The 16,954-nt window shown below is 55.5% G+C and carries 12 protein-coding genes; 7 read left to right on the plus strand and 5 right to left on the minus strand.

Annotated features, from left to right (window positions below):
- Nucleotides 1-41 precede the first annotated feature (41 nt).
- From EFR00_RS28335 to EFR00_RS28365, 7 genes are all read left to right on the plus strand, one after another.
- The gene (locus EFR00_RS28335) at nucleotides 42-749 is read left to right on the plus strand and encodes an SDR family NAD(P)-dependent oxidoreductase (protein WP_077994983.1); all 708 of its coding nucleotides are present in this window, start codon (nucleotides 42-44) and stop codon (nucleotides 747-749) included.
- Nucleotides 750-893: 144 nt separating this feature from the next.
- Nucleotides 894-2,027 carry a calcium:cation antiporter gene (locus tag EFR00_RS28340; RefSeq protein WP_077995003.1) on the plus strand — a complete coding sequence of 378 codons (1,134 nt, stop codon included), beginning with the start codon at nucleotides 894-896 and terminating at the stop codon, nucleotides 2,025-2,027.
- A 221-nt stretch (nucleotides 2,028-2,248) separates the two neighbouring features.
- Nucleotides 2,249-3,013, plus strand: coding sequence for a bestrophin-like domain (locus EFR00_RS28345; RefSeq protein WP_077994982.1), 765 nt, complete (start codon nucleotides 2,249-2,251; stop codon nucleotides 3,011-3,013).
- A gap of 534 nt (nucleotides 3,014-3,547) precedes the next feature.
- Nucleotides 3,548-4,768 carry a hypothetical protein gene (locus EFR00_RS28350; RefSeq protein WP_077994981.1) on the plus strand — a complete coding sequence of 407 codons (1,221 nt, stop codon included), beginning with the start codon at nucleotides 3,548-3,550 and terminating at the stop codon, nucleotides 4,766-4,768.
- 16 nt (nucleotides 4,769-4,784) lie between these two features.
- A complete protein-coding gene (locus EFR00_RS28355; RefSeq protein WP_077994980.1) occupies nucleotides 4,785-5,963 on the plus strand; it encodes an NHL repeat-containing protein in 1,179 nt (392 codons plus the stop codon).
- Nucleotides 5,964-7,166, plus strand: coding sequence for a Dyp-type peroxidase (locus EFR00_RS28360; RefSeq protein WP_077994979.1), 1,203 nt, complete (start codon nucleotides 5,964-5,966; stop codon nucleotides 7,164-7,166).
- A gap of 1 nt (nucleotide 7,167) precedes the next feature.
- Nucleotides 7,168-7,602 (plus strand): SRPBCC family protein, encoded by a 435-nt coding sequence (locus EFR00_RS28365; protein ID WP_167482302.1) that lies wholly within the window; start codon nucleotides 7,168-7,170, stop codon nucleotides 7,600-7,602.
- Nucleotides 7,603-7,710: 108 nt separating this feature from the next.
- Here EFR00_RS28365 and EFR00_RS28370 read toward each other — a convergent pair whose 3' ends face one another.
- The 5 genes from EFR00_RS28370 to EFR00_RS28390 form a co-directional block, all read right to left on the minus strand.
- Nucleotides 7,711-9,018, minus strand: coding sequence for an AarF/UbiB family protein (locus EFR00_RS28370; RefSeq protein ID WP_077994977.1), 1,308 nt, complete (start codon nucleotides 9,016-9,018; stop codon nucleotides 7,711-7,713).
- 6 nt (nucleotides 9,019-9,024) lie between these two features.
- Nucleotides 9,025-9,789 (minus strand): hypothetical protein, encoded by a 765-nt coding sequence (locus EFR00_RS28375; RefSeq protein ID WP_077994976.1) that lies wholly within the window; start codon nucleotides 9,787-9,789, stop codon nucleotides 9,025-9,027.
- 122 nt (nucleotides 9,790-9,911) lie between these two features.
- A complete protein-coding gene (locus EFR00_RS28380) occupies nucleotides 9,912-10,628 on the minus strand; it encodes a helix-turn-helix transcriptional regulator (RefSeq protein ID WP_125864871.1) in 717 nt (238 codons plus the stop codon).
- Nucleotides 10,629-10,699: 71 nt separating this feature from the next.
- The gene (locus tag EFR00_RS28385) at nucleotides 10,700-11,197 is read right to left on the minus strand and encodes an acyl-CoA thioesterase (protein WP_208655984.1); all 498 of its coding nucleotides are present in this window, start codon (nucleotides 11,195-11,197) and stop codon (nucleotides 10,700-10,702) included.
- The gene (locus tag EFR00_RS28390; protein ID WP_077994974.1) at nucleotides 11,194-16,872 is read right to left on the minus strand and encodes a type I polyketide synthase; all 5,679 of its coding nucleotides are present in this window, start codon (nucleotides 16,870-16,872) and stop codon (nucleotides 11,194-11,196) included. Before EFR00_RS28390 ends, EFR00_RS28385 begins: the two co-directional genes overlap by 4 nt.
- Between the last annotated feature and the right edge of the window lie 82 nt (nucleotides 16,873-16,954).

The raw sequence follows: 16,954 nt of genomic DNA on the forward strand, positions 1-16,954 counted from the left end.
CGACATCAGTCAACAGCGGCACTGTCAGGAGATCGATTGTGATGAACGAGCAGAAAGCCGTGATCGTCACGGGAGCCGGCGGCAACCTTGGCAGCGCCGTTGTCCGCGAGCTTGCCGCCGGCGGCGCCAAACTCGTCTGCATGAACCGGTCGAGCCAGGAACTGGAAGCCTTGGCCGGCGAGCTTCCCGCCTCCACCGAGTTCCTGTCGATCGCGGGAACGGACCTCACCGATTATGGCTCTTGTGCTGCCGCCGTCGCGCGGGCTGACAAGCGCTTCGGCGGCGTCAGCGCCCTCATCAATACGGTCGGCGGCTTCCAGATGGGGGCGGTCGGGCCGGATGCGCCCTCCCAATGGGACACGATGATGAGCGCCAATGCCCGCACTGCGCTGACGATCAGCGCTGCGGTGCTCCCGACCATGAAGGCGGCCGGCTATGGCCGCATCATTCACGTCGCCGCCGCCCCCGGCCTGAAGGCCGGGGCCAATCAGGCGGCCTACGCCGCTTCGAAAGCCGCCGTCATCCGGCTGACCGAGGCGATTGCGGCGGAAAACCGCGAACACCGCATCACCGCCAACTGCATTCTGCCCGGGACGATCGACACGCCTGAAAATCGCGCCGCCATGCCCAATGCGAAGACGGACGGCTGGGTATCGCCGCAATCGATCGCCCGCCTCATCGCCTTCCTGATTTCGCCGGCCGCAGCTGTCGTTACCGGCGCGGCGATCCCGGCGACCGGCCGCGAATAAAGCAAGGTCTTACACGTGTTGTACGGTTACATGCCGCTCGGCTTGCGGTACGTTTCCTTCTCTTAGGGGGCGCGGACAGCGGGCGGGCGCGATGATGTTGATGATCGCTTTGCGGCGGCATTTGCCGGAAGGCAGGTGATTCCGATGACGGATGGTCCCGCATTGCGCGCCGTCAGTGCCACCAGCCTGCTGCGCGAGGAATGGTTCCTCGGCGTCAGCGTCGCGACGAGCTTGGTATTTCTGGCTTTCCAGGAGCAGCTTTTCGGGCGGCTTTCCCACCCGCTTTGGTTCACCGTTGTTTTCGTGTGGCTGTTTGCCGTCGTGCTCGGCTCCGCCCTGTCGGTCGTGCGGCACGCGGATCATTTGGCGGAGCGGCTGAAGGAGCCTTACGGCACGCTCATTCTGACGCTTGCCATCACCTCGATCGAGGTGATGGCGATTTCAGCCGTCATGCTGCACGGCGAAAACAATCCGACGCTTGCCCGCGACACGCTGTTTGCGGTCGTCATGATCATCCTGAACGGCATGGTCGGCCTGTCGTTGCTGCTCGGCGCGTGGCGTCGGCCGGAACAGCAGCACAATCTGCAGGGCGCCAACGCCTATCTCGGGGTGATCGTACCGCTGGCCACCTTGAGCCTGGTCATGCCGACATTTCTGGCAGGCCCGGACGGCCAGGATTCATCGGCGCCGAGACAACTGATACTGGGCATAATATCGGTCGGCCTTTATGGCACGTTTCTGATTCTGCAGGCCGGCCGCCATCGAGACTATTTCACCGACGACAGCAACCGCGACGAGCCCCCCGGCGAACGTCACCCTCACCATGGACCGGTCTGGCCTCATGCCATTCTGCTTTTCGCCTATATGGGTCCCGTCGTCTTCCTGGTCGAACAGCTTGCCCGGCCGATCGACTACATTATCGAAACCCTGCATGCTCCGACCGCATTTGGCGGTGTCGTGATGGCAGTCCTCGTCGCGACGCCCGAGGCAATCAGCGCCGTGCGCGCATCCATCGCCAACAATCTTCAGCGCTCCGTCAACATCTTCCTTGGTTCGGTATTGTCGACGATCGGACTGACGGTGCCGGCGATGCTCGTTGTCAGTCAGCTCTACGGGCACACAGTGACGCTCGGCCTGGAGCGCGGCGATCTGGTGATGCTCCTGCTCACGCTTGCCGTCAGCATCATTACCTTTGCCAGCGGCCGCACGCATCTCATGCAAGGTGCGGTGCATCTGGTGCTTTTCCTCGCTTACGTGCTGCTCATTTTCCGGCAATGACGCCCCCCGGCGATATCTTGCCGACCGAAATCCACTCGAAAAACGGCGCTAAAAAACCGGGAAAGTAAAAGTTCCGCGCCCGGCCAGTCTTCCGTTATGATCACGGGAGCTATTGCACGGCGTGCAAACAATCGCAGTGGCTGAAGCACTCAAAGTCCTACAGCGTCCTTTGTCCGTCTGAAAAGACGCGCGCGGCGCTGTAGGCGATACGGAGACCGGACTTGGGCTCACTGTTACTTGGCGGGCTTGTATTTGTGTTTCTGTCGACCGCAACGGCGATCGGATTGATCGTGCGCGACCGCTTGCCGGATCATCATCTCAATGCCGAATCCAAGGACGTCATCAGGCTGGCAACCGCGGTGGTGGGGACGCTGTCGGCCTTAGCGCTCGGCCTTCTGATCGCCTCGGCCAAGTCCACCTACGACAACGCCGAAGTGGAGATGAGAACGGCGGCCGCACGGGTGCTCTTGCTTGACCGCGTCATGGCCCAATACGGGCCGGAAACCGACAAGGCGCGGCAGTTGCTGCGTGAATTGATCGAGAAACGGCTAAGCCGCGGCTGGTCGGCCGAAACCACCGACGAGGCATCCGGCAAGGCGCTGGGGGAATACCAGGATATCGAGGCGGTTCAGGGCGACCTTCGGGCGCTCTCGCCGAGGGATGCCGTGCAGCTTTCTCTCCAGGCCCGTGCTCTCGAGGTGAGCGGCATGCTGGCCGAGACCCACTGGCTGCTGGTCGAATCCGGCAAAGAGGGTTTGCCCTGGGCCTTTCTCGCCGTTCTCGTGTGTTGGCTCGGCCTGCTTTTTGCGACCTTCGGGCTGCAGGCGCCGGCCAATCCGACGCTGCTGTCAATTCTGCTGGTCTGCGCCCTCTCCGTCGCCGGCGCGATCTTCCTGATTACGGATATGGCCAACCCCTATGTTGGCCTTATCCATGTTTCCGATGCACCTTTGCAATCGGCCATCGAACGGCTCGGGAAACCCTAAGCATGTCGCGCAAAGGTCAGCGCGCAACAGGAATACGACCTGCAGCGCCGCTCGGAATCGATCAGAACGCCCAGGAGTCCGTCGCCGTCCTGTTCTGTCGCCCGCAAACGCAAAAAAGCCCGCACGAGGCGGGCTTTTGTTTATTTGGTTGCGGGGGCTCGCAACCAACGATTCCTGCCATTGGTAGAATGCCTCATTCATCGCTAGCAGTATAAACTGGCCAGCTGCGGCTTGATGCTTCGTCCAGGTCTGATGGTGCCCTCGCGAGTCGGCCGGTCAACTTTCGAAACGGGCCGGATTGCCTGCATTCGCTGGTGTGGGATGCGGGTGCAGACCCGTTCATGGCACACGTTATAACTCCATATCTTCCGCCAACCGCGGATGCTGCATCAAGAAAGGCTCTCCGCACCGCAACTGCGCGCCCACTTTATCGTGAGGCATTCGAGACTGATAGAAGAGCGCCATGTGACGGCCGAAAGAAGTTTAAATGCTAAATTCCAAGGGACAAAGTGCAATTCGCGCTGGGAGCTGGCCATGGAATTTGATAGCCGCTGGAAATACTCAGGTCTGGCGCCGTCGACCGAGAGATACTTCGCCGGGTTGAATACCCCTGGCAGGTCAAACGACCCTGCCGAAAACGTCACATTCGACAGCTTGTCTGCTCAATATCTTAGGTTTGATACGAGAGACGACCAAGCATTGCTGCAGGCTATTGAAGACGACACTTCGCCACTGGAACGCGAACGGGCTATGTGGGAGTACGCAGACAGACACGGCCAAGAATCTATCGCATATCTTCTTAATAGAATGCGAGCCGAAATCGATAATGACATACGTCAAGGCCTTCTTTGGTTAATCCAGAAAACATTATCGATGGATGATATCCACGAGATCGGGGCGTATTGCAAAGATAAAGACGCCGAGGTTGCTGACTGGGCTTGTCTTTTGTTTCGCGAAATGACTGGCAAAGACCTCCGCCCCGCCGAAAGAAGGATTGCCGTAAGCGATGACAATCCCTTCGATCAAACGCTTCCCCTCAGAATTGCCGGTTATGCGATCGCCACCGTGCCATCGGTCGGATTAGTTCGGGTGGTACTGTCACCCCTCTGGTTCGAGCAAATCATGGGGCGCGTGATGGCTTGCACACGACAGGAAACATTTGGGTCGAATCTTATTATAGAAAAGCGTATCAGATCATATCACCCGGATGGCACAGACCATTTTGAGATTTACAAGTTCAACGGGCTTTCCTCATCGCCATTTCCGGGCGTAACCGAGCACATCTATGAATGTCAAAGCCGTCACCCATTCTACCTTTCGGGGACGGTCGAAGACAAAAGCCTAGGCATCGTCGATGATGTGAACGTTGTGCTCGCGAGGAAGGCAAATCCGGTTATTGTACGACCAAAGCAACACCTTCTAGTTGGGAGTGCGAATAGGGGCAGTGATGGACGATGGAAGGAGCTGGTAGAATCTGTCCGCGGAAAGTATTATGGTTTCGCGTTTGCAAACATTGACAGGCTTTTTAGCAGCGGATTTCAAATACACCCTGGGACTATCCAGCTTACTTCGCCAACTCATCCAGAAATAGGGAGCATGACAAACCTATTCTTGTATGGAACATTTAAAGGGAAACTGTCTGATCTCGATGGCGACGGGGTGCTCGACGCGAATACAGAGCGATGCCATTCCACTCTAAATGGCGATTTAGACTATTCCTTGTGCGGTTTGGCGAGCAGAGACCCGTTCGCGTGAGTTGGGAGCAAATTTCATGGCCGAGAAAGATTGGCGAGCGGCACTACGCGATATTTTGCGAGACGTTCTCAATGAGAGGTCAGACGCGACTGCACCGGTCACGGCCTCCGCGAACCCAACGATGGCCGGGTATCCGGAAACCTTGGTCGGTGATGCAGCACCGCGTGATTTACCTGCTAGGTTAATGGGTGTGGCCCAACCCGCCCGTCCCGCCCCAGCAGACGTCGCGATACTCCCAAATGCACGGGCCAAACTTACCCCCGGCAAGATGGTTCTTGGTGTGCAAAAAGATAATAGCGTGCACATCTTTGATCCGAGTGATGGAACATTTGAGATATACTGCCGCCTTGAAGGTTCACCTATGTTGCTGTGGCGTGCTATTCCCGGACCTGATGGAAAGTTATTCATTGCAATGTCTGGCACACGGTGGCCAGGGCACCCCACCGAGGTTGCCTTTGGTCAAGGCGGTGCGATATTTCTCGCAGATCATCGCGACGAAAATCTATTCCTAATTCCAGGAAGTGAGACCTTTCTTGACCCTGGCGAGATACTTTTCCAAAAAGACGCCCTTGTGGTCGTTGACTTCATGGGGTTTGGTGGATCAGGAAAAATATACAAACTGGATCCCAAAACGGGCACGCGGACGTTGCTGTTTGAAGGGGAACCCTTGAAAGAGCCAGTTGCTTTGGCCGCACTGGGTGAGGACGAATATGTCATTGCGAATTCTTTCATGCGATATGCGCCCACAACCGGGCCCGGTGGTGCCAAACTAAAAGAAATGGGCGCTCTTCTCCATCTAAGACAGGGGAGAATAGACATCATACATGATGAAACTCGTACCCCACGAGGGGTCATCGACAGCGTCGCCGTGGACGACCAGGACGGTACATATATCCTTTATTCAAGAAACGATTGGCCCCTTCAAGAGAGCGGCGGCATCTTCGTTCGCAAAAGTGACACCGGGGAAATAAAACCGCTTTTGGAGGCATCAGAACACGAAACGATCTTTGCGAGAGTCAGTGATGTAATGGCCGGAATCGGCGCGGTCGCGGATAGTTACAACAAGGTCCTCTACACTGTAGATGTAAAAGCCGGAACCATACTAGATAAATGGTCACTTGAGCCCGTTCTCGGCACCGGCAAAGGCATGGTGACGCCACTAGAAACTGTGGAGTCAATTAGGTGGTTGCGGTGAATGTATAAGGCTGGACTTGACGATACGCAGACCCACCTGTTGTCCGGGTTTGGCAAAGGGTTCCAGGCCCTGCTGGCCTTTCCAATGGATCATGACCAGATCCGCCTTGAGAAATGGGTCTTGAATAACACCTCCATGCTCCGTTTCGACAAACTCGAGGACAAGCCCGGAATAAAGAAGGTAAAACTTAGCGTCCTATTCTCGCTGGATTGTATCACGCGTAGCCTTGAAATCGAGTCGCCAGCTCCACATTTGGCTGAAAGGCAATTTCACGTTCTCAACGATACTTTAATTATATGGATTTCCTGCGAGGACAGCACCAAGGTCGAGAGTACAATAAATCAGCTTATTCAGCTCTCTGAAGTTGGGCCCAAGTTGGTGCTTCGCGGCCGATCCGGCTATGGGGACGCAATGGATGTGAACCCATTAGGCTTCGTGGATGGACGTCGTCAGCCACGGCTCCCGGACATGATGAAACGCCCCGGAGCTGAGCGAGAGCAACCGCCCGGTGAAACGCAAAGCGCAAACATTGGCGATTTTGTCATTGGACACGGCTTCAGGCCTCAATGGAATTACAACAATTTTGGCATCGATTGCCGGCGACACGTGATGCAGTTGCAAGGAGGGAGCTTCGTTGTTTTAGCGAGATTTCCTATTTCTCCGCGTCGCTTCGAGGACAATATCAGCGCTGAAGTTTCTAGGCTGAAGTCCATCAATCCAGTCTCTGAAGAGTGGCTCGCTGAAAATCTAATGGGCGTATCGAAAGACGGAAGGGAGCTTGCTACCCACCGATACGCTGACGCGCGCGAGAACGGTTTAAGTGTAAGCCATGTTTCGAAAATGCGTTCGAGAAATGGTGGCTGGGAGCGCCCCATACTGAGGCGCGGATTTTGGTCGGAGGTCGTCGGCGATTGGCACGTTCTAAATTTCGTTTGCTTCCAGGTATCTGTTGTTGAGCAATTCCTCCACGTATACGAGAAGTGGTCCAATGATATCGACCATCCAGACATTGGCGCAGGCGTAGATCCTATTGTTGGCAAAGGAGCCTCTTTTTGGTCAATGCTACGCCACAAGATCGATGGCAGGCTGAGGCAAGAAACTCCTTTGCAGGCGAAGCACCAATTCGTTCAGACTGGGGAGCGGTACTGCTTCTACATGCCGCCAATCAGCCGGATCCAGTCATACTTGTCTAGGAGGGCTTGAGGTGTACACTATCAGAAACCGCGTTCGAATTTTGAAGCCTGCCGATAAGGTTTTCCATAGCCTTGCCACGGCAGAGGGGCTGAAGTGCTGGTTTGTAAGCAGCGCGTTATTAGAAGAGTTTCCAGGCGGACAGGTAAGGCTCGAATGGGTTAATTTCGGTGAAAACGGAGCCACGGTGCGTGATAGTGGTACCATTTTAGAATATAGACGCGCAGAGCTCTTTTCATTTTCTTGGGAGCCTGGTCCGGCGCCGACTATTGTCACGATGACATTTTCCTCCCAAGGTGGCGAGACGGTCGTGGATCTGACTGATGGACCCTTCCCGGATACCACCGACGGTATAGAAGCATTTGGCTCCACTGCTGTGGGCTGGGGCGAGGCGTTGTTAGCACTAAAAATATACCTGGAGCACGACATCGCCATTCTCAAGACGTAAGGCGCCACGAGGATATTTTTTATCGGGTGGGGCATGAACCGAGGTTTCGTTTCAAACGCAAAGGCCCGCGCCGCTCTTTCACCGGAAGCGATCGGAACGTCAGCAGTTTCAAACGCCAATTCGCACCGTATGAGAACTGGGCACACTCGCCGCCACAAGTTGGGCCGATTGGGGCTTCCGGAGCGAGTAAATCTCTTCTCGGTTGTCGATCATGTATTGAACGGCAAGAGCCTGAAAGTCAAGTTCACCGTCGAGTTTTGTCACGGTACCCTCAACAACCAACAGCGAATAGATAATGGTGAAAAATTCGCTTGTCATTGTAAGGCGATGCTTCTGGTAAATTTGATGTAGATCTCGAATGAAATTTACTATCCTGAAGGCTCGAGAGGGAAGCCTAGAATACTTGTTGAGCAATACAACACAATCATTTCGTATTGAGATAGTGGCACCTTGCGGATCAGGGGCTCCTGTTGAATAGCGGATGATAATGTCCGCAAGGATCTTCGCCCGTTTCAAACCGATGGCGAGGAAAAACTCTCTAAAGTCAAGTCGAACCGCATCATCGATCGAGCCACAAAAGCCCGCATCGACGATAACCAAACCCCCATCTTCACCTACATAGATATTGCCCGGGTGGAGGTCGCAGTGAACAAAGCCATCGATGAAGATCATTCGATAAACCAAGTGGAGCAGCGAAACTGCAAGGTGTCGTCGTGTGACCGCGTCGTGGGCTGTGATCTCGCACCCACGCGGCAAATACTCCATGTGAATTCGCTCGGATCCTCCACCCTCGATAACACTAGGAACTCTCACCCATTTGCCAAGATTTGCTTGAAGGTTTCTTAGATTCCGTCGCTCTGCTTCTAAATCAACCTGATTCAGGAAGAGTTCACCAAGGACACGCACGTTATCCTCAATATTCAAGGAACGGCAAATGCGTAGGAGGTTAGCAAGGTTTGCTACCGTCTTGATGACCGCTAGGTCAGTCCTGAGGACCACATCAATGCCGGGCCGCCTCGCTTTGACTACGAAGTTGATGCCTTCTGGTGTCTTCACTAAAAAAGTCTCAGCAATCGCGCCGGCACCTAACGACGCTATCTCACCGCCCAGTTCCAAGCCCCGAGCATCAATGTGATGTAAGGCAGGCGCCAATCTAAGCTGTGAACAGCTTCGCGAGAGCAGTGCTATTGCATCTTCGCTCATTAGATCGTAGCGAGTGCTCAAAATTTGAGCAAGTTTTGGAAAGATTCCGCCGAGATGGTAGGATAGATGAGCAACCACCGTTGCGAAAGCTAAAGAACTGTCGAAGCGATCGCCGATCTTTTGTTTCTGCCAAGTGGCGCGAAAACCAAGCACCGCACCGCCGACGAGATAAGTGACTATCCGAAAAATGCGCGACAGCACCTGAGTAGCCATGCACAATCACTCCAACAGGAAGTTGGCTCCTGTCATTGCTCGTCCGAAGTTTGGCCGGCCGAAGGTGGCAATTTCTCCGCCGGCGTCGAACTCGGCTTGTGCCTTTGCGCATTTGGCAAGTTCTGTTGGTGCGAATTCCATTTTCCGTTCGGCGGTTATCTGGCCATCTCGGCTCGCCGTAATTATTACAACATCCTCATAGTACATTTGTTTTGTCCGGAACCCACGAACCGCCGACGGCGTCGGAGGGGTAAATGACCACCGGCCACCTGAGTGCCCCACATTCATCGGGAAGCCAGGGACCTTGTCGCGTCCGGTGTCTATGAAGATGGATGTCCCTCCACCAAGGGGACGAAGCTCGAACATCGGCCAGAACTCTGCCCTGCTCTCGAACCAACCTCCATTGTCGGTTTCGAAGTGGAACGTCATCTCGCCGGGCGATTCTCGCGTGGGTGATAGCGTGGCATATAGATCATAGTAGCCGGCTAAAGCGCTATCGCCTTCTAAGAGGATTGGAGCTGCACTTACGTTGGCAAAAGCCACGAGTCGGGTTTTCACGGTCTTCCCATGAGAGGCTACGTCGCCTCTTTCCATGATTGTGTCGGCATTTCCAACAGGAGGATTGAGCGGAATGCCCACCATCGCGACCTTTTCTGAAAACACTTTCATGTTAGGGCCGAGCAGGTCTGGCGCCAATTCGATATACTGATCAGAGCGAATAGTCGTCAGATAATCTTGACCCCGCGGGACAACCCGTTTCTGTGCTGCCATCGAATTTCCCCCTTCGTAGTTTAGATTCAACATCGTCGAAATGCTTGGAACAGCTTACTTTTCTATTGGAACTGACGCTTCTCGAAAATTTGTTGGGGGAACTCCGCGTATTCAAAGTGCGCCTAGCCTTCAACCAAATCCGACTGCCGGGAAAACAGCACGGGAACCGCAAGCGTGATTGGAGGATCAAAGATTGTTGGTGGATTGAGTTGTAATTTTACCTCATTGTCCAAGGTTGTGATTGTCTCGCGACCAACCAGGGCGGGTCTGAAGCAAACGAGTTCCTCTAGACGCGGCCAACGAGGTACCGAGGCAGCCAAACAATAGCCCGAGAGAGCACCATCAAACTTGGTGCGCTGGCGCATTGGAGGGATGAATCGCCATGCCATTGGATTCCCCGCGGGAAAAGGACGCCGAAACACTGCTACGAGCAGACAATGGGCGAACTGACGTGGCGGCAGCATTAAACGTACATCAACAGCTTCTGTCGGAGCTCCGCGCGGGTACATCCGCGTGCGGACTGCGTGCATAAAAATTGAGAGAAAACCCACTTCGCGCATGGCTTGACCATAGGCTCCAGGGGAGATCCCTACCCAACGAGTAAATTTTGTGATGAAGGAGCCGAGGCTTTCGTATCCGATCTCGTAGCACACCTCGGTCACGGGCATGCCTTCAAATACCAAAAGCCGCTTCGCGATCTCCAACCTTTCCGCATTGTGAAAAGTCATAGGTGGAATCCCCGTAAGTCTATTGAAAGCTCCAATTAGCTCGAGTTTTCCCAATGATGCGAATTCGGCCCATTCATTGAGCGAAATTTTGCTGTTAACCGGCTTCCTCATTGCGACTATTGTTCTAGTCACTGCCGTGGATTGAACTTGGTCGACGATCTCCAAGTTCTGATTTTGCAATGTCACGGCCGCGGAACCATAAACGGGCGGAGAGCCTCGACCAACTCGGCCGGAGGAGAGACCGGGACCAACGATCCTTCTCGGAGACGCATGCAGCCGATCTCCTGAAAACCATGTGCGGCGGCCGCTTCCGAAATACTGCCTGTTACAAAATAGTCAAACTCAAGGCCGATCCGATGCTGTTCAACATAGGCAAGACGCATCCGAATCTCCACCTCATCAAACGCGCGAAGCTCTGCAAAATACTCACAAGAAACCTTCCGTGTTACGAGCCTCAAGTCCCTATTCAACTCATCGAGAATGCCGGGCGCATGGTTCCTCAAGAACATCTCCCTGCATCGCCCCTGCCACGATACGTGTCTCGAAAAATAGACGTTTCCGACCACGTTCGTTTCCTCGAATGACACTACATGACGGTGTAAAAATACGGGTCTTTGGCCGCCAAAGCCCTCAATTGCTTGCTGCGCATGATAGGGGTGAGCGTTTTCCCAGACGTTCATTCTGTTACCTCGGCGTGAGTTTGTGTGTGCTTCGGGTCGCCGCCATACATTGGGCGCGACCCACCCAACGCAATCGCCATCCCGACCGATTGCAAAGCGCTACTTGTGATGACTCGCGCCGACGAAATGGAGCTCGATGTCGAACGGTCACCAGCCAACTTAAAGGGGCGTGGCTCACCAAGTTTTCGTCGGACTTCCGCTTCGGCCCATTCCGCTGCCGAGAGGCGCTGCCCGTCGAGATCCGGATAGCACTCATCGACTGCGGCGAGGTCACACGCAACCGGTCTCATTCCGTAGATCGCAACGCTCATGTCCTCACAATGGCTGAGATTCACGAATCCCTCGCCAGACTCCAGCTCCGGCCTGCCATCCGCCCGATGAATAACATTACAGCTGAGCCCCAAGGCCTCAATCGCTCGAAGCCGGCGTTCCGAGCGGGATATCCGAGCATTGGATATCAGGCTCAACCGAATGGCGTCGTCACCAAGTTCCTCTCTCGCCAGCCGTTCGAGATGAGCACTGCAGAGCATGGGGGCAGACGGCAGGACCGGGATGACATCGAGCGAGCCGATGGCTTTGAATCGCGCGTCCAGCCAGCTGGCGACGAGGTTTCCGTGAAGATCAAGCAATTTGACGTCGAACGAGTATGTATTCCCAGCAGACCAATTTTCTCGGCCAACAAGCCGACAACCCGTAACCTCGCGCGTTGTCAACACCACGTCAGCGATCGAAACCGGCACGAGGCGGCGATACGGAATAGTTGCTTGCAGCACATGGAGCGCCGCATCCGCCGCTCCCGGATCAAGGAGGATCAAGGTGCTTGGTTCAAAAACCCCGAACCAATTAACGACGGCAATTTTCGCCAGATCCGCCTCAACAACACGAGACGTGCACCGCAGAAGCTTCGCGACACGACGAAAACGTTCCCCCTGGAAGAGCAGCGACCCATATAGCGGGTCCGCGGAAACGGTGTCAGTTCCCGCCGCATTGGGATCAGCGTTCAAAGCTTCGAGGCCCGCGGGTAAAGGCGCATTCTTGAAACATGCTGTGAAGTACGGCGCCTGGAAATCATCCTCCTCAGTGAACACTGCAGCTTCGACCTGGGTGTCTTCGGCGCGGAGAGCTGCTATCCGTATCGCCAGTCGCCCTCGTGTCACTATGATGGGGCGATGGAAAATCACTTCGCTAATTCTCTGCGTAAAACCATTTCCCGCCAGTGCGGCAACTACTTGGGCCATCGCCTCTAGCCCCATCACTCCGGGAAGAACCGGATGTCCCTCGAGACGATGGTCGTTGAGATAAGGGTCACGTCCGAGATTGAGTTCTGTCTCTGTGACCAATTCAGTTCCTGGAAAATCAACTAGGATGCGATCGACAAATCTAAGCGGCTGCCTGGAGGCTCTCCCAATTTCCAGGCCAGGTGGCGGTCCAAAACGGCCGGTGATCGCAATAACTCCACTCGAGCCCGAAGCAACGTGCTGCTCGAACGTCGAGAGCGCGAGATCAAAGGGAAGAGCATCAACGCCCTTGGCTTCCAGCCTTTCTACTGTGCCGAGGCGCTCCCCCATTCCTGCCCCGCTCCAGACCGTCCATTCGAAGGAGACGCAACGGCAGGAGAGATGAGACCGCGCAAAACTCTCAACAATTTGGCTCTGCAAGGCGTTCGCGAGCGCATAGTGGCCCTCTCCTTCGAGACCGATCCGACCGATAATAGACCCAAACGAGATTAGCCTGTTCAGCTTCTTTCCAAACCGGTCCAATAAGGTTGATAGCCCTGTTACTTTTGGAGATAGGGTGGCTCTGACAATATCGTCGGACAGAGAACTGAAGCGCATTGGCTCATTGATCGCGGGCGCAAATACCACGACGCTCGGCGCAAGTGCCGCCGCTTCGAGGTGCCGCGAAAGCCTCAGAACGTCGCTGTGATCAGTCACATCGCACCGCTGGTAAGTGGCTTCGATGTGGCGCTCGCGCGCCATCTTCAATGTTTGTATGACGCCCGCGTCACTTGGCTCGCTGCGCCCCGCGAAAATTAGCTTCGCACCGCTTGCGGCAAGCGTCAAAGCGCATTCGGCACCAATTCCACGGTGGCAGCCCACCGCAAGGATGGTGTCAACAGCTGACGGCATGCCAGCGGTTCCTTTGTTGTTGTCAAAGTGCAACCGCTCGAAACTTGGCCACTCGATCTCGCCTGCGGCCCCTAAGCGGTATTCTGAGAACCCTGGGAAACAGTGACCCATAATTTGGCCAATCCGACAATCTCCAGCATCCTGGCCGTTGCGATCGATTACTAAGATCGTTTCAAACACCGCTTCCTGAAATATTGAGCGAAAAAGCGCAGAGATGGGCAGGCGGTCATGCACGATTGCGATGTGCTTTAGCCCCCATCTCGCTACACGCTGCAACAGCGTGATCAAATTGACACTTTCATCGACTCCAAAATTCTCGGCGAGGTTCACCAGTAGGCCATGCTCTGGGGTCGCAATGCTTTGGGTGAATTCTGTCTCAGATATCCAGGAAATCCTGCGGCCGCCCCTCTTTGGCTGTTTATGTGCATACCAATTGACCCGATAAGGTGCAGCCCATCGCCTAATCCCAGTGACACGCGGGGAACTGTTGTTATCACACTCAAATTCAGACAATTCCGCCAATTGAGAAGCTAGGATGGCGGGCGTCGCTTCAGCAAAGTCAGTCGGACTGCTCATCGCGGCCAGTCCCAATTGTCGGCAAACGGTGACGACAATTCGCGTGACCGCTAACGAGTTTAGGTGCAAATCGGACTGAAATCGCGCGTTAGAGCTGATGGCCGGCACGGGCAGCCCTGTCTCTTCGGACACCACCCTCAAGGTGGTCTCTAGCAGCTCTTCTGGGGACAAAACTCGTTCCGTTAGCGACGTCTCAGATATTTGCACGAGATCAATGAGATCGCCGACCTCAACGGGAGGGTTTGGGGCCGCGTTGGCGACTTCCTTAGGCTTGGGTTGAATGCCGCACGGGTTAGAAAGTAGTACTATTGGTTCACCGCCTTCATGGCGTATTCCGCGCTCAACGAACAATTCGTCGTAATTAAGTTCGTGCCCGGCGGCGAAAGCACCTGCGAGAACCTCCAGCATCGAAGAAAGGTCGTCAGTCTGGGAATCCACGGTCAGGGCACGAAGACCGTGAGCTGTGGCTAGCCGCGTCAATGCGGAGCCGGGGCCGACTTCGATTACGATCTCTGAGCGCCGTCCCATTTCGTCGAGCGCATCCACAAATCTCACCGGTTCAGTAAGTTGTTTGAGCAATTGGGCCGCAATGGGAGTAGCAGCGCCTATCAAGCCTCCATCTATGCTCGATATTACTGACCTCGATGGAACGTCGAATGCAATATTGCCTAGCACGGCGCAAAACGACTCTTCGGCCGGAGCCATGTCCGGGCTGTGGAACGCGTGCGAAACCCGGAGTAACTGTAAATCGATGCCGGCTCTTTCCGCGCGCTTGGCCAGCTCGGCGATCGCCGCTCCGCTGCCGGCCATAACGGTTTCGCGATGCCCGTTGATGCAGGCCACAGTGCAGTCCAGCCCAGCCGCTAGCCGTTCGCAACCGCTGGCGTCATCTCCAAGGCGAAGCATTGACCCGCCAGCCCTGCCGTAGCGAGCCATGATCGTCCCGCGTTGCCGGGCAAGCTTGAGCGCCTCGATCTGATCAAGCGCCCCGGCCCAGCTGAGGGCCGCAAGCTCACCCAAGCTGTGGCCCGTGGCTGCAACTGCGGTGACGCCCAACCTATCCAGCACCGTCAGTGTCGCTAGATTGGCATAGGTGATTGCTGGCTGAGCAACTGCGGTGTCGACCGCACCTGGCTCGATCTCGATCGACAATGCCTCAGCCAAAGGGCGCAGAAAGGGAAAGCGTTCCAGCCATACGGAGGACGGCTTTCGCACCGGAGCTGACTGGCCTGAAAACAGATAACCGATCGGCGCGGCTTCGCGCTTGGATCCAAAAAAGAGATGTGAGATTTGGTCTAAAGCAATCTCCGTTACAGCCAGATGTTCGAGCGCTTGATCGAGCCGTTTGCACAGTTGATCTGCGTCCCGGGCAACAAAGCCAAGCCGAACGGTCCCACGCTCGAGGTTGCTTGCAAGCATTGCTGCCGCGTCACCGAGCGCGGCCAGCGAAAGTTTCGGAGAGACAGCACGCTGAGCGGCGAGTTGATTTCGCAGGGAGCCCACATCGGCAGCTCTGAACAAGAATAATTCCGCGCCCTGTTCACCACGCATCTTCGGCGTGGCGAATGCTGGAGGGGCTCTGCGGGACTCAGCTGGTTCCAAGACCGCGTGGAGATTGATGCCCCCGAAACCAAAGCTCGATACTGCCGCAAGAGGTTGACGCCCATCCTTGTAAGCGCCGGCCTGCCGGATTGGGAACAGTCGGTTGTCGGTCTCGCGAAACACTGGATGGGGTACTTCGCAGCCGATATGTGGCGGTAGGATGCCATGCTTGAGCGATAGTACCGCCTTAACGAGGCCAGCAAAGCCAGCGGCCGCCTTGGTATGACCGATATTCGCTTTAATTGAGCCGATTGCCAATGGCTCCCCTGCACCTTCTCGGAGCGATGCAAGGGCTTTAACTTCAGTCGGGTCTCCAATCTGGGTCCCGGTTCCATGCGCCTCCACATATGCCAGATCGCGCGGGTCAGTATTTGCCATTTCATGGGCGCGGCGATACGCGAGCAACTGGCCATTGCTATCTGGACGAGTTAGACCGCCTGCACCATCCGTCGACATGCCCCAGCCGCGAATTACGCTCAGGACGGGGGCTTCAACACGCCGGGCATCTTCTAAGCGCATTAGGACACCAAAAGCACCTCCTTCACCGGGCCAGAAGCCGTCAGATCTCGCGTCAAACACACGCATTCTTGTCGGCGACAAAGCGCCATTGCGGGAAAACCCGACCAGCTCGAAGGGATCAAGAGAGAGATCCACTGCCCCCGTGATCACCGCATCGACGGCGTGACTCCGAAGAAGGTCGGCAGCATTAGCAATCGCAAGAAGTGACGAGGAACAAGCCCCATCGACGGTAAATGCTCCCCCTTTTAGATCGAAATAATTCGCAATTCTCCCGGCTATCGTATTGGCAAGACCGCCAGCAAGCGAATCCTCATTTGGTTCTGGGAAGCGGGATTTCAGCAACTTAGAGAATTCGCTTCGTACCTGACTCGCCTCAGTTGGGTTCGTTCTTACCGTGCTCAATGCATCATTCAGCAGTTCGTCAAGGAACGGCTGGCGCAGACGCAGGAGGGCTGTCCGGCTAAACTCGCCTGTCAGTGTATTTGCGACGACGACCGCTGTTCGCGCGCGGTTTAGGCGTGCCGTGCCACCCAAGGAATTGATTGCCTCAGATGCAAGGTGAAGCGCTAGCCAGTGAGTGAGATCCGTGTTCTCGAATGTGCCTTTTGAGATGAGGAACGCGTCACGAGGAAAATGCCAGTTACTTAACAAGCCAGCGAGCACAGGCGTGATGGAATCTGATTGCCCGACGGTGTCCGGCGAGTAAGCACTAAGGGAAAGCCTTTCGGCGGGGATCGACCGGAATGAGCGACGGCCTTCCATCACGTTCGTCCACAACTCGTCCGGCGTATTCGCATCCGGATACCGACAAGAGAGAGAACAGATAGCAATTGCTTCTCGAACGTTCATCGCTACTCGACTTCCTGCCTTTCGACACCTTGAAGACCCGGGGGGTGAGCAATCGCTGCACCAATCATGCCTTCTACAAATC

It is taken from the genome of Rhizobium sophoriradicis, from assembly GCF_003939025.1.
In the GTDB taxonomy this organism is placed as follows: domain Bacteria; phylum Pseudomonadota; class Alphaproteobacteria; order Rhizobiales; family Rhizobiaceae; genus Rhizobium; species Rhizobium sophoriradicis.